This window comes from Ruegeria sp. BG8 (assembly GCF_056538325.1).
In genome coordinates, this window is record NZ_JBQFSZ010000001.1 from 377,873 (window position 1) to 399,949 (window position 22,077).

Sequence of the window (22,077 nt, forward strand, 5' to 3'; positions counted from 1 at the left end):
GGGGTGATTTTTTGTCGACGGGCGCAGCCGGATCGGTTGGATTCCGCGCACAACCCTCTGGCGAAGGAAACGTAATCGCAAGGGCTTCTCGGGACCCCGCGAAAACGTGAGGTCACGACCCGCCTGCCCCATCTTTAGTTCCCTTGTCGCGTTTGATAGGCGCAGGTCACCAACTACTCACAACAAGGGGTCGGGGCGTCGCGTCCCGTCCACAGATCATGCCAAACGCAACTGTCGAAAGCGCGGCCACACAGAAGGGCGCGCTGAAGAAAAACTCTGTTTCATTGCTTGGGGTATTTGGGCCCAAGGCCGAAATGCGCGCGCTGATGCGCTTGTCCTCAGGCAAGGTCAAGGAAATCAAACCGGGTAGCCGCGTGGCCTCGGGTACGGTGGTCGCGATCGACGCCGATGGCATTATGCTGCGACAAAGCGGCCAGACCAAGCGGATCGCCATCCCGGGCAGCTAATCCTGTCTTGACGACCTGCGCCCGGGGGTTCAAACCCCACCCATGACCGATCAGACAAAAATCGCCCTTGTCACCGGGGCCTCTCGCGGCTTGGGGGCTGCCTTGGCCGAGGCGTTGGCGCCCGAGTATCACATCGTCGCCGTCGCGCGGACCACAGGTGGGCTGGAAGAGCTGGACGACCGCATTCAGGCCAAGGGAGGCTCTGCCACGCTTGCGCCCATGGATATCGCAGATCCAAACGCCATGGCGACCCTGTGCCGAGGCATTCATGATCGCTGGGGCAAAGTTGACCTTTGGCTTCACACCGCCATCCACACCTCGGCCTTGACGCCCACGCATTTCATTGACCCAAAGGAATGGACCAAGGCTGTTAATATCAACGCCACAGCGACATCGGTTTTGATCCCTTACATCATGCCGTTATTGGGTGAGAGTGGCCACGCGGTGTTTTTCGATGACCCGAAGGCCGGCGAGAAATTCTATGGTATTTACGGCGCAACGAAGGGTGCTCAGATGGCTCTGGCCCGCAGTTGGGCGCTTGAGACGGAACGCACCGGGCCGCGCGTTTCCATCGTTGAACCTGCCCCCATGCCTACAGCCGTACGGGCACGATTCCATCCCGGTGAGGATCGCGACGCGCTGACCAGCCCAGCGTCAGAAGCCGCACGAATTTTGACGTTGCTGTAGAGAATGGCCCTTACAGGCCATGCCTCCGGCGGGGATATTTTTAGCCAGATGAAGCGGGCGGGTTACCCGATATGGGTTCCGTTGCGCCCTGCCAGATCGACAAAGAATTGCCACGCAACGCGGCCTGATCGTGCACCTCGGGTGGTTTGCCATTCAATCGCCTCGGCGCGCAAAGTTTCGGGTGCAACGGCTACTCCGTATGCGGCGCAGTAGCGGTCGATCATTGCAAGGTACTCATCCTGGTCGCAGGGGTGGAAGCCGAGCCACAGACCGAAGCGGTCCGATAGCGAGACTTTTTCTTCGACCGCTTCCGAGGGGTTGATTGCGCTGGAACGTTCATTCTCGATCATGTCCCTTGGCATAAGGTGACGGCGGTTTGAGGTGGCGTAGAAAACGACGTTTTCTGGCCGGCCTTCGATACCGCCATCCAGCACGGCTTTAAGTGACTTGTAGTGCTGATCATCGTGGCTAAAGGACAGGTCATCGCAGAATAGAATGAAGCGGTGAGGTGCTGCGCGCAGGTGGTTCAGGAGCCGGGCGACCGAGCCCATATCTTCGCGTTGCAACTCGACCAGTTTGAGGTCGGGATAGTCGTCTTGCAGGCTTCCGTGAACCGCTTTGACAAGACTGGATTTTCCCATCCCGCGTGCGCCCCACAAAAGCGCATTGTTGGCCTTGAACCCGGCGGCAAAGCGTCGGGTATTATCCAACAGGGTGTCGCGGGACCGGTTTATGCCGACCAGCAGGTCCAGATCGACCCGGTTGACCTTTGCGACGGGTTCAAGCCGGTCGGGTTCCACATGCCAAACGAACGCCGCCGCCGATTTGAAGTCGGGTGCCGCCAGAGGGGCTGGTGCCATCCGTTCCAACGCATCAGCAATGCGGTTCAGTGCTTGGTCTTCCATCGGGACCTCCGGTCTTGTCGTGACGGTTTCAAACCATGTTCCGGCCCCCACAACAAGGCCGTCGAATGAAAAAGGCGCGCCGATCATGGCGCGCCTTTGATCTGTCAGAGGCAAGAGTTACTTGCTTTCTTCCTCGACTATGTCGGCATCCGCCTCTTCTTCGTCATCGTAGTAGCCGTCGGCGCGCAATTGTTCTTCGCGCTTTTTCTCGACCCGGGCCACGAGGAAAATTGAGATCTCGTACAACCCATAGACCACGACAAACAAAATAACCTGAGTGATCACATCGGGCGGCGTCACCAAGGCGGCAAGCACCAGGATAGCGACTACCGCGTATTTCCGCACGCTGCCCAACCCTTCGGCTGTAACCAATCCGGCTTTGCCCATCAGCGTCAGCAGAACCGGCAACTGGAAACACAGGCCAAATGCGACGATGAACTTGATGGTTAGGTTCAGGTATTCCTGCGCGGAACCTTGGAATACAACGCTCAGCGGCGCGGCGGTCGCATTGTCGGTTACGGCCTCACCTTCGGAGCCGAATTGCTGGAACCCAAGAAAGAAGTCATAAGCCAAAGGTGTGACCACATAGAACGCAAAGCTTGCACCCAGCAAGAACATGAACGGGGATGCCAGCATGAATGGCAAAAACGCGTTCTTTTCCGATTTGTACAAACCTGGGGCCACAAACCGCCACATCTGCATTCCGATATAAGGAAAGGCCAATATGAACCCGCCCAGAAGCGAGACCTTGATCGCGACAAAGAAACCTTCTTGCGGTGAGATAAAGATCAGATCGCAATCCTGTCCACGCTCGGACAGAACATCGCACAGCGGCTGGGTCAGAAAGTTGAAGATCGGCGTCGCCACGGTGAAGCAGATGATCATGCCGATCAAAAATGCCACAACGCAGTGAATCAACCGCGTGCGCAATTCGGCCAGATGCTCGATCAATGGGGCCGAGCTGTCTTCGATCTCGTCGGTGTTCGTCATGTCTTGCTTTCGGTTTTCAACGCGGCCTCGGCCTCCTCGGCTTTGGCAAGCGCCTCGGCCGCTTCCTTGGCCTTACGCTCGGCTGCAGCCCGTGCGGTTGAGGCCTGAATCTTTTTGGCCTGCTCTGCCCTCTCTGCCGCCAGTTTACCGGTTTCGCTGTCAGGGTCGAACTTGGTCGGGTCGATGCTCTTGGCCATTTCCTGCGCCGCCTCTTTCACGCCGTCCATAGCGCTGCCGACGGGGTTAGTGGCCGCGTTCAGACCCTTCTTGATCTCGTTCACGCCAGCCTGATCGGCGGCCTCGTTCATGGCGCTGGAAAACTCGCGTGCCATGCCACGGGCCTTGCCGACAAAGCGCCCGACATTGCGGAACAGCACCGGCAGGTCCTTTGGCCCCACAACGATCAGGGCAACAACGCCGATAACCAGAAGCTCGGTCCAGCCCAGATCAAACATCTGCGCTTAGGCCTTGTCTTTGTCGGTCTCGGGGGTGACGTCCTTGGCCATCTCAGACGCGTCCTGCTCCAGCTCATCCGCGCCTTCTTTCACGCCCTTCTTGAACGAGGTGATGCCCTTGCCAACTTCGCCCATGAGCGAGCTGATTTTACCGCGCCCGAACAGAACCAGCACCACAACGGCGATCAGCAGCAGACCGGGAAGGCCGATATTGTTAAGCATGTCGTTTCTCCTTTTACGTCGGCGACAAGCGCCAGGAATATGATCTGCGTTTGTGTCTACGCCCGGAACTACAGCGAAAAAAGCCACGCAGCTTAATTCCAAACGTCATTTCCGCAGCTTCACGCATTTTTTGAGGTCTGGATTCTATCAACTGACAGGTTTATGTCAGTTGTGACTGATTAGGTAGTGAGCATCGAAACCTGATCAACGGAGATTCAAATGACCCATGTTGCAGAAATCGTCACCTTCAGCCTCGCCAAGGGAACCACGCCCGATGAGTTCGTCAAACTCAGCCAAGCGTCTGAGGCTTTCGTCCGAAGCGCCCCGGGTTTTGCCCATCGGCAGTTAAGTCAAGGTGAGGACGGCCGCTGGACCGACTACGTGGTTTGGACGGACATTAAGGCCGCAAAAGATGCCGCCGCTCAGTTTCCGCAACAGGATTGCGCGGCGGCAATGATGGCGGCCATCGACCCAAACAGCGTGCAGATGCGCCACGAGGCTGTGCTATGGAACATAACCGCATAACGACGATCATTACGGTTCTCAATGCGCCGCACTGACCGTCTGTTCGATATCATCCAAATTCTGCGCGACGGCAAATTACACCGCGCGCAGGATATCGCGGATCGGCTCGAGGTGTCGGTCCGCACGATCTATCGCGATATGGATACTCTCGTAGCGTCCGGTGTTCCTGTCGAAGGGGAACGTGGCGTGGGCTACATGGTGCGCGAACAGATCACCCTGCCCCCACTCAACCTGACGCCTGCCGAGCTCGAAGCTCTGAACCTCGGAATGGCCATCGTTGCCCAAGCCGCAGACCCCGAGTTAAAGAGCGCGGCGGAAACGCTGGCCGACAAGATTGACGCTGTTCTGCCCACCCAAGTCATATCCGAAGCGGATGCCTGGAAGTTTGCCGTCTATCCGTTCGCCGACGTCGCGCGCGGGTTGGCTCACATGGCTCCAATACGCGCGGCAATAAAATCGCGACAAAAACTGCATCTAAACTACAGACGGATCGACGGCGTGCTGACAGAGCGCACAATCCGCCCCCTGCACATGGAATATTGGGGGCGCGTTTGGACACTGACTGCATGGTGTGAACTGCGCTCAGGTTTTCGGGTCTTCCGCATTGACCTGATTGAATCTGTGCGCCCCCTGCCCGAGGTTTTCGCGGACGAACCGGGCAAACGCCTAAGCGACTTTGAACCGCAGGGATGATCCGCTCTTCATCTGGCTAAAAATATCCCCGCCGGAGGCATGGCCCGGAACGGGCCATTTCCGTCACTTCAGAAACGGTTCGGGATCAACGGCTTCGAACCCCTGGCGAACTTCGAAATGGACATACGCGTTATCACCGCCACGCAGTGCAGCGATCTTTTCACCGCGGCGCACGCGGTCGCCTTTTTCAACCGTTATATTTTCGACATTCGCATACACAGTCAGAAGATCATTGTTGTGTTTCACAACTATGATCGGCACCTGATCCGCATCCGCTGTAATGGCCGCCACGGTCCCAGCTTCCGCCGCTTTCACAGCGGTACCTGGCGCGGCTGCAATGTCGATACCTTCGTTGCTACCCTTCTCGTAGGTGCGAATGATCGTACCGGTCACCGGCAGTGCCAGCGCGGAATTGCTTTGGTTGGTCGGCGCCTCTGCTGTCACATCTGGCGCAGGTGGCGCCGCCACGATCTCTTCGTCCGGCAGGGGCTGCGTTGCGCTCGGCGGTGTGGGCGTCGGCGAACCCTGCCCGGGTTGCGTCACGTTCGTTTCAGGTTCAGCAGTTTGTCGTGGCACCGGTTGCGTCTTGATCGGAATCAGAAGGAATTGCCCTTCCCGCACGGTGAAATCTGAATCCAAGCCGTTCCAATCCGCCAGCGAGTCCACCGGCACGTCATACAAACGCGAAATCGTAAACGCGGTTTCCCCCCGCTTAACCTTATGCCGGATAGGTTCGGGGCCCGCAGGAATCGGCGCTGGTGCAGGCGCGGCAACCGGCTGAGCAGGTGCAAGTGTCGATGTCTGGACTGAACCATCCGTCGGAGCCTCATCAATGGCAGTCCCGGCGATCGAGGCGATATCGACATTGCTTGCCGTGTTCACGGCACGCGGCAATGCAACCACCTCGCCATCCCGCAAAGTGTCCGTCGGTTTAAGTCCATTGAACGTTGCCAACTCTGCCTCGGGCAGGCCTACACGGGCGGCAACATCGCTGACCTTGTCGCCGCGACGTGCGATCGCAACCTGATAGGTCGGATAGGTGATTACCCCGCGTGTGTCCGGGGCGGGTCTGTTGGTGGTCACGGATTGCGCCGCATCGGTCGTCGAAAATCCACCGATCTGGCCACGCAGATCATAATCCAGCGGGCCTTCACACCCAGCCAGAATCACCAACGCTACCACTCCAGTCGCACACCGGAGCATCGCTGATTTGGAAACTGCTCTCATCTTACCGTCCTCAACACCTGCCCCTTTTGTCCGGGGTTCCGGCGCATTTTTCAGAATAACCCTTTACGCCTCGTCTTTTCCCAGCCCTTCCAACAAGGGCACAAAACGGACGGGCAACAATTCGTCATAGTCCAGACCGGTTTCTGTACGCCTGACCCGGATCAGAGTTTGAACCGCATCCGACTGCCCCACCGGCAAAACCATGATACCGCCGATTTTGAGCTGCGCCAAGAGCGGCCCCGGCGGGTCCTCGGCAGCGGCGGTCACAATAATACGATCAAAGGGCGCTTGTTCCGGCAGCCCATGCGAGCCATCGGTCAACATCGCGGTGACATTCGTCAAACCAAGTTCGCGAAACAGGTCGCCGGTTTCCCGCACCAGACGCTTGTGGCGTTCCACCGTGTAAACCCGCCGCGCCAGCTTGGACAAAACCGCGGCCTGATACCCGGACCCGGTTCCAATCTCCAAGACGGTATCGCGCGGGCTGACCTCTAACGCTTGCGTCATCAAGCCCACAACCGAAGGCTGGCTGATCGTTTGGCCACAGGCAATCGGCAATGGCGTGTCTTCATAAGCGCGTTCCGCAAACAGACCTTTGACAAACTGTCCGCGATCAATCTGTTCCATTGCTGCCAGAACACGCTTGTCCCTTACCCCGCGCGACCGCAAAGCGAACAGGAACTGCATCGTGGTTTCAGGGTCAAGTCCGCTCATTCGATTGCCTTCAACGCCTCCAGCGTGTCATGGGCCGTTAAATCCGCCCGCATCGGCGTAACCGAGATGTAGCCTGCCAGATTGACGGCTGCATCCGTTCCCGGGGCCGTCGGATTGTGCTGATACCCGCCCTTGATCCACAAGAAACGCCGCCCCGAAGGTGAGCTGTGCGGCTCAACCGAGAAATGCGTATCCCTGCGATACCCTTGTGGCGCGACGCGGGTTCCTAATACTTCGTCCGCAGGAACAGGCGGGAAGTTCACGTTGTAGAACAAACGGTAATCGCCCTGCTGCTTTGGTGTGGCGTCCAGTATTTTGCGCACCAGATCAGCACCAAAGCGGGTGGCGGCCTCAAACGGATCCTCCAGACCCAGATTACGCGGCCCGAAATACTGCGACAGCGCAATCGACGGCACCCCTTGCAAGGCGGCCTCCATCGCGCCACCGACGGTACCCGAGTACAACGTATTCTCAGCCGAGTTGTTGCCCCTGTTCACCCCAGACAATACCAGATCAGGCGGCGCGTCCTTCATCACATCATGCAGGCCCGCCAGAACGCAGTCGGCAGGTGAACCTTCGGCGGCATAGCGGCGCTCGGCCAGCTTGGCGACCATCATGGGGTGTGTGTAGCTGATGCAATGACCCACGCCGGATTGCTCAAACGCCGGAGCAACAACCCAAACTTCGCCATCAGGTCCTGCAAGTTCGGCTGCAATCGCCTCTAACGCGATAAGGCCCGGCGCGTTGATGCCGTCATCATTGGTCAGAAGAATACGCATATGCCCCATCCATCCCTGCGTTTTTCCCTTGATAGACCCGCCCCCGCGCGGCGGCAAGCGACCGGCACGCGCAATCTGAGGCTTTCGCGCACCACTCAGGCTTAAACTGCGGTATCAGTTGTTATTCGGGGAAAACAAAGCACCGGTCGCGGCGAATGGTCAGCCACATGACCCGCCCTTGTTGCGGCACGAAAACATTGGGAACTGTGGCCTTGAGGATCGAGCCGTCATAGTCCATGCGGAATTCAACAAGGCTCTCGTTGCCCAAAAAGCGAGCACGCTCGACGACCCCGCGCGCGGCGACGCCATCGGTCGGCGTTGGCAAGGGGCCCTTGCCGTTGCGGTCAAAATCAAGCCTTACGTGCTGGGGCCGGAATACAATCTCGACATCCGTACCGTCCGGAACCCCGGGCGCAAGGAACTGACCAAACGGGGTTTCGGCCAGTGCCCCATTAACTTGCGCCCTCAAAACGTTGACATCACTGAAAAATGCGACGGCGGCCTTATCGGCGGGACGTGTATAAACGTTATACGGCGCACCTTGTTGTACGATCTTCCCGCGGCGCATCAGGGCAATCTCGTCCGCCATGCGCATCGCCTCTTCGGGTTCGTGGGTGACTAGCACCACGGCCGCATCTTCCTCTTTGAGGATGGCCAGAGTTTCATCACGAATACCGTCTCTTAGACGGTTATCCAGACCCGAGAACGGCTCATCCATCAGCATGATCCGAGGCCGCGGAGCCAAGGCACGGGCCAGTGCGACGCGCTGCTGTTCACCCCCGGACAGATGGTGCGGATAACTGTCGACAAAGCGCATGAGATCGACTTTGGTCAGCAGTTCCTCGACCCGCGCGCGTTTTTCTTCTTTGGTGCCTTTCAGACCGAAGGCCACGTTGTCCGAAACGCTCAGATGCGGGAAAAGCGCAAAATCCTGAAACATCAGGCCAATTTCGCGCCGTTCGGGTGGCACCCGGAAAACCGTGTCACAAATCAGTTTGCCGTCGACGTAAATCTGGCCCGACTCCTGCATCTCGACGCCGGCGATCATTCGCAATGTTGTGGACTTGCCGCAGCCTGAGGGACCCAGCAGACAGGTCACCTGCCCGGCCTGAACCGTGAGCGAGACGTTATCCACAACAACACGCCCTTCATAACGAGCGACCATGTTGCGGATTTCCAAACGTGGAGGAGTTAAGTTCACTGTCACCGACGGGCCCCGTTGCCTTACCCGATAATTTCAATCGGGCTTAGGCGGGGATAGCAACCCCGCCTCTCAGGCGCAAGAGATCAGCAGCAGCCGCCGGATGCGACCTCGCCGGTTGCCTCAAACGGGCTTTCGCCGCCGCAACCTTCGAAGATGCCGTAATGGGTTGAAAAGTCGCCAATGAACTCGAAATGACGTGCAAAGCGTGTGTCCTTTAGCATCATCCAAGTATTGCCACACACCGGAAACACCTTGCCGGTTTCAATGGCGTGGTGATCGTCCAACTCGAACAAATGCGGCGCATTGGGGATCGTGCCTTTGTAGATAACCGCTTGGCCATAGTCTTCACACGCTGGTTCCAACTCGGGCAGTTTGAAAAGACGGTATGTGGCCGAGAGGAAATTCAAAGGCGCGACACGTTCTTCCAGAACCGGGTTTTCAATGGTCAGCGGACGATGTGTCACGCGACGCGGATCGCCGAAGCCGGCTTTGCGCGACATCGACAGGAAATCATTCCAGTAGAGGGCACCCGACAGGCATTCGCCATACAGAACCTCGTCTTCGGCCATTGCCTGCGGAACACGGCGATCGGCGTATACGTCAGAGAAATACATCTCTCCGCCGTCTTTCAGCAAACGATGCGCACCGCGCAGAACGGCCTCTTTATCCGTCGCAAGGTTAATGACGCAGTTCGATACGATGATATCGAAAGAGCCCGGCTCAAGATCCAGCTCATCCAGTTTTTCGATAAAACCGTGGTGAAATTCGACATTACTGGCTGAATGACCAAAGGATTGGGCATGATAGTCCTGATGCGCGCGGGCGACTTCCAGTTGTTCCGGCGTCATGTCGACGCCAACAACGCGACCCTTGTCACCCACCATGGCAGACAACGCATAAACATCACGCCCAGCACCGCACCCCAGATCAAGGATGCTCATCCCCTCAAGGTCCAGTGGGGCGATCAGGCCGCAGCCATAGTAGCGTGTCAGCACATCGTCGTGAATTTTCGAAAGGATTTTCTTTACATGATCCGGCATATCGTCCGGCGTGCAGCACGCGTTGGTCTGCAAATCCGCACTGCTTTGAAGAACATCGCCGTAGTAGTTCTGCACCGATTCATGCTTCATCGAAGGTATCCCCTTTGTCTGGCTATGGGTCAGCTAATGCAGCAGTGCCCCAAGCGCAATCCGCAGCTGGTCTTTTTGACGAAAGCGTGAGCTAACCCAGCAACTCGAAATCCACACCACCGCGCACTTGTCCGTTCACCTGAATTTCAAGCCGGTGTATTCCCGGAACCAACTTGAAGGTGGTCGCGTCGCCCTTCAGCTTGTGGGTTTTGCGCAACTCAAGGGCCCCGCCGCGCAGCACCGCTTGTTTCAACTTGTGTACCTTAGGCGAGATTTTCCCGCCAGGCCTTTGGAAATGAATAATATAGTCAACCAAAACAGGCTGGTTTTCTGGTCCGTTTAGCGTGACTTCAAAGGTCAATGCACCGCCAATTTCCGCCTCACCATGCAGTTGAACATCAACCGACACATCGGCTTTGGGATCATACCCCAGCATAAGCATCGCACCCGGATGGCCAGATTTCACCAAACCCCGCAATGTATGAGTTGTCATCCAGTCCAGCTCATCTGCATTCTGATCCCCGGTTTTGTGCCAAAGTTTTAGACGATCCAGAACAAGTTCGGGGTCTTTCTTACTGATATCGTTAAGGTGGTTTGCTACAGACCGCGTCACATAGCGCGTTCTGTCGGCATACAGTTTATCCAAAAGTGGTAAAGGGTCCGACAGTTCCAACCCAACGGCCTGGCCCCAAGGCAACCGTGGGCGCGTTCCTTCAGAAACCAACCTGCGCACATGGTAGCTGTCGTGGTCACACCAAGCCTCCATTCGCGCCAGCACTTTTTCGGGATATCGGTTTAGAAACGGGCGAATGGCCCATTCCATCGAAAACCTTTGCGTCAGTTCTTCAAGCACGTCCAAGGACAGATCCGGGTGATCGAGGCCAATCTCGACCACCCAATCGCCTAAAGGAGCGAAGATGAAGTCGCCAAAATCATCATCCGATTTTGTGGGATCCAACGGTGGTGGCAAGGCGCGCAGGATTACCGGCGCGACTTTGGGTAAATCACCGGGCACCGCCTTTTGCAGGCATGCTGCAATCCACGCCATCCGCTCTTTCAGTTCAAGCTCAGGCAGGCGCGAGAGAACCTGTTGCTCAAACGCCAAAGCATCAAATGCCGGATCAGCCGCGGCCATTAAACCGCTGAGGAAACGTGTTTTCTCTGCGTTGAAAAGCTGATCCTTCAGTGAAAAACCCTGCGCCATAGCCTACATCGTCAGGTTGGTTGCGCCACCATCCAACAGGATGTTCTGACCAACGATAAAGCCCGCATGCTGTGAACACAGGAAGGCACAGGCTGCCCCGAATTCCTGCCGGGTTCCGTAACGGCGGGCTGGGATCGTCGCGGCACGCTCAGCCCTCGCATCCTCAATCGAGATGTTTTTCTGCAGTGAGACATTGCTGTCCAGCGAATCTGCACGGTCCGTCGCGTGAATGCCGGGCAACAGGTTGTTGATCGTAACGCCATGCGGCGCAACCTGCCGAGATGTGCCTGCCACATACCCAGTCAATCCGGTCCGCGCAGCATTGGACAAACCCAGCACAGGGATCGGTGCCCTGACGGACTGCGAGGTAATGTTCACAACCCGGCCCCAGCCTTTGTCCATCATGCCGGGCAACAAAGCCTTCATGAAAGCAATTGGCGTCAGCATATTGGCGTCCAGCGCGTTGATGAAATCCTCACGATCCCAATCCGACCACAGGCCCGGAGGTGGGCCACCGGCGTTTGTCACAAGGATATCAACACCCTGCGCCGCACTTATCACCTGTTCCTGACCCTCTGCCGACGTCACATCGCACGCAACCGTCTGCACGTCCACGCCGTGTTCCGACCTTAACCGCGCAGCCTCAGCCTCAAGCGCCTCAGCCCCGCGCGCGTTCATCACCAGATCGACGCCAGCGGCAGCCAAAGCCTCAGCACAACCGAGACCCAAACCCTTGCTGCTGGCACAGACCAGCGCGCGCTTACCTTTGATACCCAAATCCATCCGATCCTCCCCATCTGTTGTTGTCCGCATGTCTAGCACCGGCCAGACGAGGAAGACCAGATTTCAAGTTTGATCAGTAAAAGAACTCTTCACGCACGATCTTACCGTTTGCCACGTGGTAGACGCCGACTTCTTTCATATCAAAGGTTTCGCCGGTTTCTTTAACCTTGCCCTGCACTTCAAAGATCACGGCAAACCGGTCCTCTCCATGCGGGAACGGGTCACTGACCGACGCGCCGAACACCTCATGCGCCCCTTCCCACCATTCATGTTTGCCACGGATAGCGTCGCGGCCGTGGGTTTCGCGGCCCATGTCCATGAAATCCTGCGCTTCAACCGAAACAGCATCCTCGGCATACAGTTTATCCAAATTCTCTTTGGCGCGATCTTCGCGGCAGCCTGCGACCAGTTCGTCTGCGATTTCTTTCAAATTCATTGATACTCTCCATTATTTGTTCACTATATGTTCTTATTGCCATAGGGACACGATTCGAACCACCCCCTTTGTCTTGCCTCGGCGGGTTTCCCCGCCTATACGCGCGGTCATGCTTGATACCTCGAACCAACCCTCCCTGCCGCCCGAGATCGCCCGACGCCGGACATTCGCCATCATCTCGCACCCCGATGCGGGCAAGACGACGCTGACGGAAAAGTTCCTGCTGTACGGGGGCGCGATCCAGATGGCTGGTCAGGTGCGTGCCAAGGGCGAGGCGCGGCGCACACGCTCGGACTTTATGCAGATGGAGAAGGATCGGGGCATCTCGGTTTCCGCCTCGGCGATGTCGTTCGACTATGGGAATTTTCGGTTCAATCTGGTGGACACACCCGGCCACAGCGATTTCTCGGAAGACACCTATCGCACACTGACCGCCGTGGACGCCGCCGTTATGGTGATCGACGGAGCCAAGGGCGTGGAAAGCCAGACGCAGAAACTTTTCGAGGTTTGCCGCCTGCGCGATCTGCCGATCCTGACCTTCTGTAACAAGATGGACCGCGAAAGCCGCGATACGTTCGAGATCATCGACGAAATTCAGGAAATGCTGGCCATCGACGTCACACCTGCCGCGTGGCCGATTGGCGTGGGGCGTGACTTCATCGGCTGCTATGACATGCTGCGCGACCGGCTTGAGCTGATGGACCGCGCCGACCGCAACAAGGTCGCCGAAAGCATTCAAATCGACGGTTTGGACGACCCCAAGCTGGCCGAGCACGTCCCCGAACACCTGCTCGAGAAACTGCTGGAAGAGGTCGAGATGGCGCGTGAGTTGCTGCCCGCGCTGGACCCGCAAGCCGTTTTGGAGGGGCATATGACCCCGATCTGGTTCGGCTCGGCGATCAATTCCTTCGGTGTAAAGGAACTGATGGAGGGCATCGGCGCTTATGGCCCACAGCCACAGGTTCAGTCCGCGGAACCCCGTCAGATCGCACCGGACGAAAAGAAGGTCGCCGGGTTTGTCTTCAAGGTACAGGCCAACATGGACCCCAAGCACCGCGACCGTGTGGCGTTTGTGCGGATGGCATCAGGCCACTTCAAACGTGGCATGAAGCTGACCCATGTGCGAACAAAGAAACCGATGGCGATCTCGAACCCCGTGCTGTTTCTGGCCTCTGACCGCGAACTGGCCGAGGAAGCATGGGCTGGTGACATCATCGGCATCCCAAACCACGGGCAGTTGCGCATCGGCGATACGCTGACCGAAGGCGAGGCGATCCGCGTCAAAGGCATCCCGTCCTTTGCACCTGAACTACTACAAGGGGTTCGCGCGGGCGATCCTATGAAGGCCAAACATCTGGAAAAGGCTCTGATGCAGTTTGCCGAAGAAGGCGCGGCCAAGGTGTTCAAACCCTCAATCGGCTCGGGCTTTATCGTGGGTGTCGTTGGCGCGCTTCAATTCGAGGTACTCGCCAGCCGCATTGAGATGGAATACGGCCTGCCCGTGCGGTTCGAGGCGTCTCAGTTCACTTCGGCCCGCTGGGTGAGCGGCGAAAAGGCTGAGGTTGAGAAATTCGTCAACACCAACAAGCAGCACATCGCCCATGATCATGACGGCGACATTGTCTATCTGACACGCTTGCAATGGGATATCGACCGCGTTGTTCGGGACTATCCTCAGCTTAACCTGACGGCCACCAAGGAAATGATGACGTGATCCGTTCGCGGGAACGCGATGGTCGCTAGGCCGCCCACCTGGGGAATCGTGTCGACCATCCGCGGGACGACCGCGGATATCCTCGGGTTTGTGGCCTATCACCTCGATCTCGGGGTCGACCGGATGTACCTGTATCTGGACGAACCCAATCCAAAAGCCTTCAACACGCTGAACCACCATCCGAAAATCGAGGTGCGCAATTGCGATGCTGGGTTCTGGGCCAACAGGCAGCGTGAAAAGCCGCCGAAACACCAAACGCGCCAGACCGCCAACGCGACATTCACCTACCGCAAAGCGCCAGAGGACTGGTTGGCGCATATTGATGTGGATGAATTCTTATGGGCGTCTGTACCAATCCGCGACTTGCTGGCGGATGTCCCCGATGACACCCCCGGCATCCGCGTGCGCCCGATGGAAGCGTTGGCGGTCGGCACAGATCTATACAAGGCCCATATCCCCAACGGTCCGGACCGCGAAAGCATAGTTCAAGCGCTGTACCCAAACTACGGCGCGTTTGTCCTCGGTGGGTTTCTCAGCCATGTTCAGGGTAAACTCTTCGTCCGGACTGGTCTGCCTAAAATTAGCTTTCGGATTCACAACCTTTTTCAAAACGGCGAGCTTCTGCCTTGCAAGCATGAGGTCCCACAGCTTGACCTCTGCCACCGGCACGCTCCGGACTGGGACCATTTTGTTCGGCACTATAAATTTCGGTTGGAACGCGGTTCTTATCAACCGGGAATGTCCCCTAACGTGCCCAGAGAACAAGGTGGTCTAAACAAGAACGAGCTGCTCAGTTGGATCGAACGCCAAGGCGGTCAGGAGGGGCTGCGCGCCTTTTTTGACGAAATGAGCGGCGCAGACCCAAAGACGTTTTCGCGACTGCAGAAACAAGAGTTAATCCGCCACTGCCCGCTGGATCTGGACCGAAAGATCGCGAAACACTTTCCCGGAAGCACCTGAATTGTTGCAAGAAATCTCCACGCGAGATACCGAGAAAATAGTTGAAGTGACTTAATTTGACCCCGCCCTACGTTTTTGTTATGCCCCGCCCTAGCCGAAAAGCGCCAGACAGCGCTTGGCCATCCGGGCCCGGCACATTTTCGACGCGCGGGCCAGGTCTAGTGTCCGCATATACCGGACATACATGACAAAGTTTAACGAACTGAACTTGAACCCGAAGGTCCTCAAAGCCATTGAGGAAGCTGGATACGAAACCCCTACCCCGATCCAGGAAGGAGCCATTCCGCCTGCGCTTGAGGGTAAAGACGTTTTGGGGATCGCCCAGACCGGAACGGGCAAAACCGCCAGTTTCACCCTGCCGATGATCACCCTTTTGGCCCGTGGCCGCGCGCGTGCGCGGATGCCGCGTTCGCTGGTGTTGTGCCCGACGCGGGAACTGGCGGCGCAGGTGGCGGAAAACTTCGACACCTATACCAAACACCTGAAACTGACCAAGGCACTGTTGATCGGTGGCGTCAGTTTCAAGGAACAAGAGGCTCTGATCGACCGGGGCGTCGACGTTCTGATTGCCACTCCGGGCCGTCTGCTGGACCACTTTGAGCGCGGTAAGCTGCTGCTGACCGGCGTTCAGATCATGGTGGTGGATGAGGCCGACCGTATGCTGGATATGGGCTTTATCCCCGATATCGAGCGCATCTTCTCGCTGACGCCATTCACGCGCCAGACGCTGTTCTTCTCGGCCACTATGGCGTCCGAGATTGAGCGGATCACCGACACTTTCCTTTCCGCCCCTGCGCGGATCGAGGTTGCCCGTCAGGCCACCGCATCCGAGACAATCGAACAGGGCGTGATCATGTTCAAAGGCGGTCGCCGCGACCGTGAGGCCAGCGCCAAGCGCAAGGTTCTGCGCGCGTTGATCGACGCCGAGGGTGACGGATGCACCAATGCGATCATTTTCTGCAACCGTAAGACGGATGTAGATATCTGCGCCAAGTCGTTGAAGAAATACGGCTATAACGCCGCTGCAATTCACGGCGACCTGGATCAGTCGCAACGGATGAAGACACTGGACGGTTTCCGCGACGGGTCATTGCGCCTGTTGGTGGCATCAGATGTGGCCGCGCGTGGTTTGGACATCCCCTCTGTCAGCCACGTTTTCAACTTCGATGTTCCCGGCCATGCTGAGGACTATGTTCACCGCATCGGCCGAACCGGCCGCGCCGGACGCGAAGGCAAAGCTGTGACCATCTGCTCAGGTCGCGATGAAAAAGCGTTGGATGCAATCGAAAAGCTGATCCAGAAGGAAATTCCGCGTCTGGACAACCCGGTTAAAGAAGAACCTAAGGCGGATGCGCCTAAGCCCGAGAAGAAGACCAAAACGTCGGACGCTCCGAAAGGCGAAAACAAGAAGGGCGACCGCAAAAAGGACAAAGACAGCAAGGGACGCGGTCGTCGCGACGACAAGGGCCCAACCGTTGTCGGAATGGGTGACCACCTGCCCAGCTTTATTGCCCTTAGCTTTGATGAGCGCCGCGCAGGCTAAATCGCCAGCACAAGGGCCAGTATTGATACTCCCAAAAGTGTCATCCCGGCGATCTCACGCCGGGTGATAGTTTCTCGGAAAAACAAGATCGAAGCGACAAGGCTCAGGATCAACTCCACCTGCCCCAGCGCTTTGACATAGGCGGCGTTCTGCAAGGTGAACGCCAGAAACCAGCAAAACGATCCGCACAGACTGGTCAGCCCCACAAAAACTGCAGTTCGGCGTGTATCCCAAACCGCGCGCAGCTCGGCCCGGTCGCGCCAGAGCAGCCACAGCCCCATGCTGACGAACTGAAAGGTCACAACGACCGCCAACGTCACAAGCGCCCGAAACCACGCGTCGATATCACCCAGTTCCAGCGAAGCACCGCGATAGCTGACCGAGGAAAACGCGAACAACACGCCAGACCCCAACCCAAGGCGCGATGCGCGGTTCGTCAGGTGCTGCCACCAACGCCCGTCGCCGCCGGGTGTTTTCGACAGCAGCAATACCGCCGTTAGCCCAAGCAGGATCGCCGCAAGTGCCCCAGCTGAGACCTGATCGCCTAGCACTATGAACCCAAGGACCGCAGTTTGAATGACTTCGGTTTTCTTGAACGTAATGCCGACCGCGAAATTACGTTGTTTGAAAAGTGCGACCACACAGATTGTGGCCAGTATTTGAGATGTGCCACCGATGGCCGCGAAGACCCAGAACCAAGCTGTAAAACTCGGTAAACTGTATCCACTGGTCGTCAAAGCGACGATCAGAGCCAAAACCGCCAACGGCATTGAATATGCAAAGCGCGCGAATGTGGCCCCCGCTGCGGATAGCTTCACGCTGCTCAGCGATTTTTGCAGCATGAAACGCACAGTCTGAAAGGACGCAGCGGCGATGGTGACGGGAATCCAAAGGCTCATGCGGACCCTTGTGACCGCAAATCAACCTCTTGGCCAGAGCGGGTGCGGTACAGGATCCTTGGCACGCATGAAATACGCCCGAAAAATATCGGCATAGGATCGGTAAACGTAAGCGTCGTTCTGGGATAGGTAGCCTTCTTTTCCAGACCGATATAGCGCGGGCAATCTGTACCATGGCGCGGATGGGTGCGTGTGATGGACGACGTGCAAATTATTGTTAAGGAACAAAAAGGCCAGAACACTTTGGTCTTCAATGATCACGGTACGCGCCTGTGGGTCATAATGCGCACGATGTTCAAGGAAGGTTCGAATTTTAACCAGACCCAGACCGATGTAAGCGGACAAGATATAGGCCCAAAGGGGCATGCTCGACAGGGATACGATCCACAAAACAACGATCACGCCGAGTATGTGCAACATCCACGCGCGCAAAACGCTCAGATCCTTCAGTCGCCGCGCATCCGAACGCATAAATGCGATCTGGCCGATCGCAGGCCCTAAAATAATCCGTCCAAGCAGGGTGTTATTGGCGGACAAAATCCGTTTTTGACAGGTTCGCAATCCGGCCCAGACCTTTGGATCCATGTAGTTTGACTCAGGGTCGTCATAGGGATCGGTCAGGGTTTCGTCGCGATGGTGGGCCAGATGCATATCGCGAAACCGCTGGTAAGGGATAAACAACGTCAGAGGCAAAGCCATCAATGCCTCATTCAGCCATCTTTGCCGAAACGGGTGCCCATGCAACGCTTCGTGCGTCAAGGAAGAGTGCAATGCCGCGACCATCCCCATGAAAGGGATCGACATCCAAACCGGCAATAAGAAGATCGCGACACCCCACGCCGCGTAGCAGGCCAATATCAGGGCGAAGGTACACCACTCGGGTCCAACGCGCTCAGACATTGCGACCCCAGGAAATCCCGGCCCAGACACGTTCGTAAATGACGTACATGGTTAGCCCGATGGCCGTATTCACAACCGCCAAAGTTCCACCGACTGCAGCGGAACCAGTGGCTATCAGGCCAACCACGGTCATGACCGCAAGCCCCATGGCGTTCCACACCACCGCTTTCACGACTGATCTGCGTCGCGTTTCCATTCCGTTACCCATATTATTGTTATGATTTAAGAATTACGGACCGGCGATTGGTTTGAAAATTCTGAATATGATTAACAACATTCATCATATGTGATAAAATCAAACACATGACGGAAAAAATCGACAAACGAGATCGCGCGGCACAGTTTCGACGACGTCTTGCCCGAGCGATGGAAGACAAACACATAAGCCAAAGCGCTTTAGCACGCGATATCGGGGTCGACAGGTCAACCGTGTCTCAACTGCTGACTGACGAAGGTGCCAGACTGCCCAATGCACATGTCGTTGGCAGTTGTGCCGCTGCACTGGGTGTATCTGCTGACTGGTTGTTGTCCTTGTCTGATCGACCCGAAAGCGCCGCCGAACTGTTGGCAAGTTCCATGTCGATCACAGAAGCCCCACGCGCATTGGTCGACGAACGTATCTTTCAATGGCACAAAGAGGCCGCCGGTTACAAAATCCGTTATGTTCCAGCGACTTTGCCGGACATGTTGAAAACCCGAGCGGTGCTGGAGTGGGAATATGCCCCTCATCTGGGTCGTACCGCAGATCAGGCGATCGGCGCCTCAGAGGATCGGCTAACATGGATGCGTCGCGCCCAATCGGATTACGAGATCGCGATGCCGCTTTACGAAATCGACAGTTTTGCCAATGCAACCGGCTACTATCAGGGGCTGGATGTCGATACACGGCACGACCAAATCAACCATCTGACTACACTGTGCGATCAACTGTACCCGCGATTGCGCATCTATCTTTTCGACGCAAAACGCCTCTATTCCGCCCCCGTCACGATATTTGGATCGTTGTTATGCGTGTTCTATGCAGGCAGCCACTATATGGCGTTCCGAGATCGTGACCGCGTTGAAACCTTTACCCGGCATTTTGACGCTTTGGTGCGCGAGGCGGATGTAGCGGCACGGAATTTTTCAAGCCACCTCAGACAATTGCAGGAAAAGATGCGCTGAATCTGATCCTGTGCTATCGTCAATTGGCGCGAACTTTCGGGCATTCCGACCAAAGACGGAGGAGCACAGGAATGGACGCATTACAAACAGCTCAATATGCGCGCGCCTTGTATTCGGCGCATGGCGACCGCGCCGAGGCCGAAGCGGCGCAGAAGATGCGCGAATGCGAGGCCGCGGGAAACGTACAGCAAGCACAAGATTGGCAGGCGGTCCGTCAAAGCATCCGGCAGATGCGCGGGCCAAATCAGGGCTAGTCAGAGCTTCGGATCGGGGTTCACGGTATGGCCGTCCACGGCGATCACCTGCCCCGAGACCAAACGCGCCGAGTCCGAGGCCAGAAAAACGGCCATATTGGCGATGTCATGCGCCTCGACGAAACGCCCCATAGACGTGCCGGACGCATAGCCGGCATAGACCTGATCGCGGGTCATGCCTTTGGCATCGGCTTCACGTTGTAAGACACCATCCATCCTTGGGCCCTCTACCGCGCCAGGACAAATTGCGTTGGCCCGAATTCCATGCGGCCCAAGCTCCATGGCCAAGGTTTTCATCAGACCGAGCACGGCCCATTTCGCCGCAGCGTAGGGCGCGCGGTACGGATAGCCATATTGCCCAGCGGTTGAGGATGTAAGAACGATGCTGCCGGAGCCCGCAGCTTTCATCATTGGAACAGCGTGTTTGGCGGCAAGGAAAGCACCATCAAGATTGACTGCTACACAGGAACGCCAAGCCGCCAAATCCATGTCTTCAACGGCGTTTGTTGGGCCTGCAATACCCGCATTTGCACACAGCACGTCAATGCCGCCCTTCTCCTTAACGTCTTGGAAAACGGCGATCATGTCTTTTTCGTCAGCCACATCGGCCAGGTGGCTTGTCCAATGCGCAGGCAATTCAGCCAGCGCACTTTCGTCAATATCCGTCACGACAATTGCATAACCGGCGGCATCAAAAGCCTGCGCCATTGCCAGCCCAACACCCGATGCGCCAGCCGTAATCAGGGCACGTTTCTTCATGTGGGTTTGCGGATCGCAGCGCCTGCGCCTTCTGGATAGGGCAATCCTGCCTGCGCTTGCGCGATCCGGGCCATTGCGGCTTCGATCTCGGGCGAAGGCGCGCTGGGACGACGGGATTCCAGGCTGACATGCAGCAAAAAGCTCTCGCCCGTGGCCAGCAGTTTGTCACCTTCATACATGCTGTGAAACACATGCAGTTTTTTACCCTGCCCCAACAACATCTGCGTACGCACCTGGATCTTTGCACCGGCGTGAACCTCATCCACGTAACGGATATGGTTTTCTGCGGTGAAATAGCTGCCACCCGAGGCAATGTAATCCGCGTCACAGCCGATGATTTCCATGAACCGGTCAGTGGCGGCGGCAAAGGCTTCCAGATAACGCGCCTCGTTCATGTGGCCGTTATAGTCGGTCCAGTCCAGCGGCACGGCACGCGACAGTGTGAGGATCGGTTGCGTCAGGTCTGCCTGCTCCAACGTAGGCAGCGCGCCCGGTTTCAAGAGCGCATCATGTTGGTTCAATACCGCACCTGCGCCATAGTTCTGCGCCTTGAGCGCCCGCATCATGCCAACAAGGTTGTTGTCGCGGATACGCTCCAACTCGCGTATCGAATGCATGCCTGACTGCGCATCGGACTGATCCGCGATCAGATCGACCAGTTCGTCGGTAAATTCGGGCACATCCATCAGTTTGGTCCACGGCCATTTAAGTGCCGGACCAAACTGCGCCATGAAATGCCGCATCCCAGCCTCGCCCCCGGCCACGCGATAGGTTTCGAACAGCCCCATCTGCGCCCAGCGGATGCCAAAGCCCATGCGAATGGCCTCATCAACCTCTTCGGTGGTGGCGATGCCGTCCTTGACCAGCCAAAGCGCCTCGCGCCAGACGGCCTCAAGAAACCGGTCCGCAATATGCGCGTCGATCTCTTTTCTGATGTGCAGGGGAAAGAAACCGACGGATTTCAACAGCTCTTGGGCACGTTCGACCATTTCCGGCGGGTTCTTATCGGTCGGCACCAATTCGATCAGTGGCAGCAGGTAAACCGGGTTGAACGGATGCGTCACCACGATCTGTTCGGGCCGCAAAGCGCCGTCTTGCAGTTCCGACGGTTTGAACCCGCTGGTCGACGACCCGATAATCGCACCCGGATCACATGCCGCCTGCAAACCTTTGTAAACCTTTAACTTCAGGTCCAGCCGCTCTGGCACGCTTTCCTGAATCCAAGTAACACCCTGAACCGCCTCGGCCAAATCCGTATGGAACGTCAAGGTGCCCTCAGGGGGCAAAGGCACATCACTCAACCCCGGCAAAGAGCGACGCGCGTTGTCCAAAACCTCTCCGATCTTGCGCTCAGCTTCGGGATCCGGATCAAAGACCCGCACATCCCACCCGTTTAGCAAGAACCGAGCGGCCCATCCGCCGCCGATGACCCCACCGCCGATGATTGCAGCTGATTTTGTCAT

26 protein-coding genes are annotated in these 22,077 nt (G+C 57.1%); 9 read left to right on the forward strand and 17 right to left on the reverse strand.

What is annotated here, in order from left to right; translation table 11 throughout:
* The first annotated feature begins 218 nt into the window (after positions 1-218).
* Both ACR0DG_RS01890 and ACR0DG_RS01895 read left to right on the forward strand, forming a co-directional pair.
* Positions 219-467, forward strand: coding sequence for a hypothetical protein (locus ACR0DG_RS01890; RefSeq protein WP_480693768.1), 249 nt, complete (start codon positions 219-221; stop codon positions 465-467).
* A 42-nt stretch (positions 468-509) separates the two neighbouring features.
* Positions 510-1,154 (forward strand): SDR family NAD(P)-dependent oxidoreductase, encoded by a 645-nt coding sequence (locus tag ACR0DG_RS01895; protein WP_480693769.1) that lies wholly within the window; start codon positions 510-512, stop codon positions 1,152-1,154.
* Between the two features lie 62 nt (positions 1,155-1,216).
* On the opposite strand, the gene ACR0DG_RS01900 is transcribed toward ACR0DG_RS01895, so the two are convergent.
* The 4 genes from ACR0DG_RS01900 to ACR0DG_RS01915 all read right to left on the reverse strand — a co-directional run bounded on the left by ACR0DG_RS01900 (position 1,217) and on the right by ACR0DG_RS01915 (position 3,726).
* Positions 1,217-2,059: an ATP-binding protein gene (locus ACR0DG_RS01900; RefSeq protein WP_480693771.1), complete on the reverse strand. Its 843-nt coding sequence runs from the start codon at positions 2,057-2,059 to the stop codon at positions 1,217-1,219.
* Between the two features lie 117 nt (positions 2,060-2,176).
* Positions 2,177-3,049 carry a twin-arginine translocase subunit TatC gene (gene tatC / locus ACR0DG_RS01905; protein ID WP_480693773.1) on the reverse strand — a complete coding sequence of 291 codons (873 nt, stop codon included), beginning with the start codon at positions 3,047-3,049 and terminating at the stop codon, positions 2,177-2,179.
* Positions 3,046-3,504, reverse strand: a complete 459-nt coding sequence (gene tatB, locus ACR0DG_RS01910; protein ID WP_480693775.1) for a Sec-independent protein translocase protein TatB — start codon at positions 3,502-3,504, stop codon at positions 3,046-3,048. The genes tatC and tatB overlap by 4 nt, the downstream gene beginning before the upstream one ends.
* 6 nt (positions 3,505-3,510) lie before the next feature.
* Positions 3,511-3,726, reverse strand: coding sequence for a twin-arginine translocase TatA/TatE family subunit (locus ACR0DG_RS01915; protein WP_170354368.1), 216 nt, complete (start codon positions 3,724-3,726; stop codon positions 3,511-3,513).
* Positions 3,727-3,945: 219 nt separating this feature from the next.
* Between ACR0DG_RS01915 and ACR0DG_RS01920 the strand changes: the two genes are divergently transcribed.
* Positions 3,946-4,251 (forward strand): hypothetical protein, encoded by a 306-nt coding sequence (locus tag ACR0DG_RS01920; RefSeq protein WP_480693777.1) that lies wholly within the window; start codon positions 3,946-3,948, stop codon positions 4,249-4,251.
* Between the two features lie 21 nt (positions 4,252-4,272).
* Positions 4,273-4,944: a helix-turn-helix transcriptional regulator gene (locus ACR0DG_RS01925; RefSeq protein WP_480693778.1), complete on the forward strand. Its 672-nt coding sequence runs from the start codon at positions 4,273-4,275 to the stop codon at positions 4,942-4,944.
* A gap of 63 nt (positions 4,945-5,007) precedes the next feature.
* Here ACR0DG_RS01925 and ACR0DG_RS01930 read toward each other — a convergent pair whose 3' ends face one another.
* From ACR0DG_RS01930 to ACR0DG_RS01965, 8 genes are all read right to left on the reverse strand, one after another.
* Positions 5,008-6,171 (reverse strand): peptidoglycan DD-metalloendopeptidase family protein, encoded by a 1,164-nt coding sequence (locus ACR0DG_RS01930; protein ID WP_480693780.1) that lies wholly within the window; start codon positions 6,169-6,171, stop codon positions 5,008-5,010.
* A 63-nt stretch (positions 6,172-6,234) separates the two neighbouring features.
* Positions 6,235-6,885 carry a protein-L-isoaspartate(D-aspartate) O-methyltransferase gene (locus tag ACR0DG_RS01935; protein WP_480693782.1) on the reverse strand — a complete coding sequence of 217 codons (651 nt, stop codon included), beginning with the start codon at positions 6,883-6,885 and terminating at the stop codon, positions 6,235-6,237.
* Positions 6,882-7,664 (reverse strand): 5'/3'-nucleotidase SurE, encoded by a 783-nt coding sequence (gene surE / locus ACR0DG_RS01940; protein ID WP_480693784.1) that lies wholly within the window; start codon positions 7,662-7,664, stop codon positions 6,882-6,884. The genes ACR0DG_RS01935 and surE overlap by 4 nt, the downstream gene beginning before the upstream one ends.
* A 121-nt stretch (positions 7,665-7,785) precedes the next feature.
* Positions 7,786-8,829, reverse strand: a complete 1,044-nt coding sequence (locus tag ACR0DG_RS01945) for an ABC transporter ATP-binding protein (RefSeq protein WP_480693786.1) — start codon at positions 8,827-8,829, stop codon at positions 7,786-7,788.
* Positions 8,830-8,951: 122 nt separating this feature from the next.
* On the reverse strand, positions 8,952-9,998 hold the full coding sequence (locus ACR0DG_RS01950; protein WP_480693788.1) for a methyltransferase domain-containing protein: 1,047 nt from the start codon (positions 9,996-9,998) through the stop codon (positions 8,952-8,954).
* A 91-nt stretch (positions 9,999-10,089) separates the two neighbouring features.
* Positions 10,090-11,202, reverse strand: a complete 1,113-nt coding sequence (locus tag ACR0DG_RS01955; protein ID WP_480693790.1) for a DNA alkylation repair protein — start codon at positions 11,200-11,202, stop codon at positions 10,090-10,092.
* 3 nt (positions 11,203-11,205) lie between these two features.
* Complete coding sequence (locus ACR0DG_RS01960) at positions 11,206-11,985, reverse strand: SDR family oxidoreductase (protein ID WP_480694967.1); 780 nt, start codon at positions 11,983-11,985, stop codon at positions 11,206-11,208.
* 73 nt (positions 11,986-12,058) lie between these two features.
* Entirely contained in the window at positions 12,059-12,421 is a 363-nt protein-coding gene (locus ACR0DG_RS01965; RefSeq protein WP_480693792.1) for a SnoaL-like domain-containing protein, read from the reverse strand.
* 109 nt (positions 12,422-12,530) lie between these two features.
* Between ACR0DG_RS01965 and ACR0DG_RS01970 the strand changes: the two genes are divergently transcribed.
* The 3 genes from ACR0DG_RS01970 (at position 12,531) to ACR0DG_RS01980 (ending at position 16,638) form a co-directional block, all read left to right on the forward strand.
* Positions 12,531-14,135 (forward strand): peptide chain release factor 3, encoded by a 1,605-nt coding sequence (locus ACR0DG_RS01970; protein ID WP_480693794.1) that lies wholly within the window; start codon positions 12,531-12,533, stop codon positions 14,133-14,135.
* Positions 14,136-14,183: 48 nt separating this feature from the next.
* Positions 14,184-15,095, forward strand: coding sequence for a glycosyltransferase family 2 protein (locus ACR0DG_RS01975; RefSeq protein ID WP_480693796.1), 912 nt, complete (start codon positions 14,184-14,186; stop codon positions 15,093-15,095).
* A gap of 184 nt (positions 15,096-15,279) precedes the next feature.
* On the forward strand, positions 15,280-16,638 hold the full coding sequence (locus ACR0DG_RS01980) for a DEAD/DEAH box helicase (protein ID WP_480693798.1): 1,359 nt from the start codon (positions 15,280-15,282) through the stop codon (positions 16,636-16,638).
* Here the strand turns inward: ACR0DG_RS01980 and ACR0DG_RS01985 are convergent.
* Genes ACR0DG_RS01985 through ACR0DG_RS01995 form a run of 3 tightly spaced genes read right to left on the reverse strand, consistent with a single transcriptional unit; the run spans position 16,635 to position 18,633 of the window.
* Entirely contained in the window at positions 16,635-17,537 is a 903-nt protein-coding gene (locus ACR0DG_RS01985) for an EamA family transporter (RefSeq protein ID WP_480693800.1), read from the reverse strand. The two genes, ACR0DG_RS01980 and ACR0DG_RS01985, sit on opposite strands and share 4 nt — an antisense overlap.
* Positions 17,538-17,558: 21 nt before the next feature.
* Positions 17,559-18,437, reverse strand: coding sequence for a fatty acid desaturase (locus ACR0DG_RS01990; protein ID WP_480693802.1), 879 nt, complete (start codon positions 18,435-18,437; stop codon positions 17,559-17,561).
* Entirely contained in the window at positions 18,430-18,633 is a 204-nt protein-coding gene (locus ACR0DG_RS01995; RefSeq protein WP_480693804.1) for a DUF2061 domain-containing protein, read from the reverse strand. Before ACR0DG_RS01995 ends, ACR0DG_RS01990 begins: the two co-directional genes overlap by 8 nt.
* Positions 18,634-18,740: 107 nt before the next feature.
* Here ACR0DG_RS01995 and ACR0DG_RS02000 point away from each other — a divergent pair, with 107 nt between their 5' ends.
* A complete protein-coding gene (locus ACR0DG_RS02000) occupies positions 18,741-19,601 on the forward strand; it encodes a helix-turn-helix domain-containing protein (RefSeq protein WP_480693806.1) in 861 nt (286 codons plus the stop codon).
* 71 nt (positions 19,602-19,672) lie between these two features.
* Positions 19,673-19,855, forward strand: coding sequence for a hypothetical protein (locus ACR0DG_RS02005; RefSeq protein WP_480693808.1), 183 nt, complete (start codon positions 19,673-19,675; stop codon positions 19,853-19,855).
* Here ACR0DG_RS02005 and ACR0DG_RS02010 read toward each other — a convergent pair whose 3' ends face one another.
* Both ACR0DG_RS02010 and ACR0DG_RS02015 read right to left on the reverse strand, forming a co-directional pair.
* Positions 19,856-20,614, reverse strand: a complete 759-nt coding sequence (locus ACR0DG_RS02010; protein ID WP_480693810.1) for an SDR family oxidoreductase — start codon at positions 20,612-20,614, stop codon at positions 19,856-19,858.
* Positions 20,611-22,077 carry a carnitine 3-dehydrogenase gene (locus ACR0DG_RS02015; RefSeq protein WP_480693812.1) on the reverse strand — a complete coding sequence of 489 codons (1,467 nt, stop codon included), beginning with the start codon at positions 22,075-22,077 and terminating at the stop codon, positions 20,611-20,613. The genes ACR0DG_RS02010 and ACR0DG_RS02015 overlap by 4 nt, the downstream gene beginning before the upstream one ends.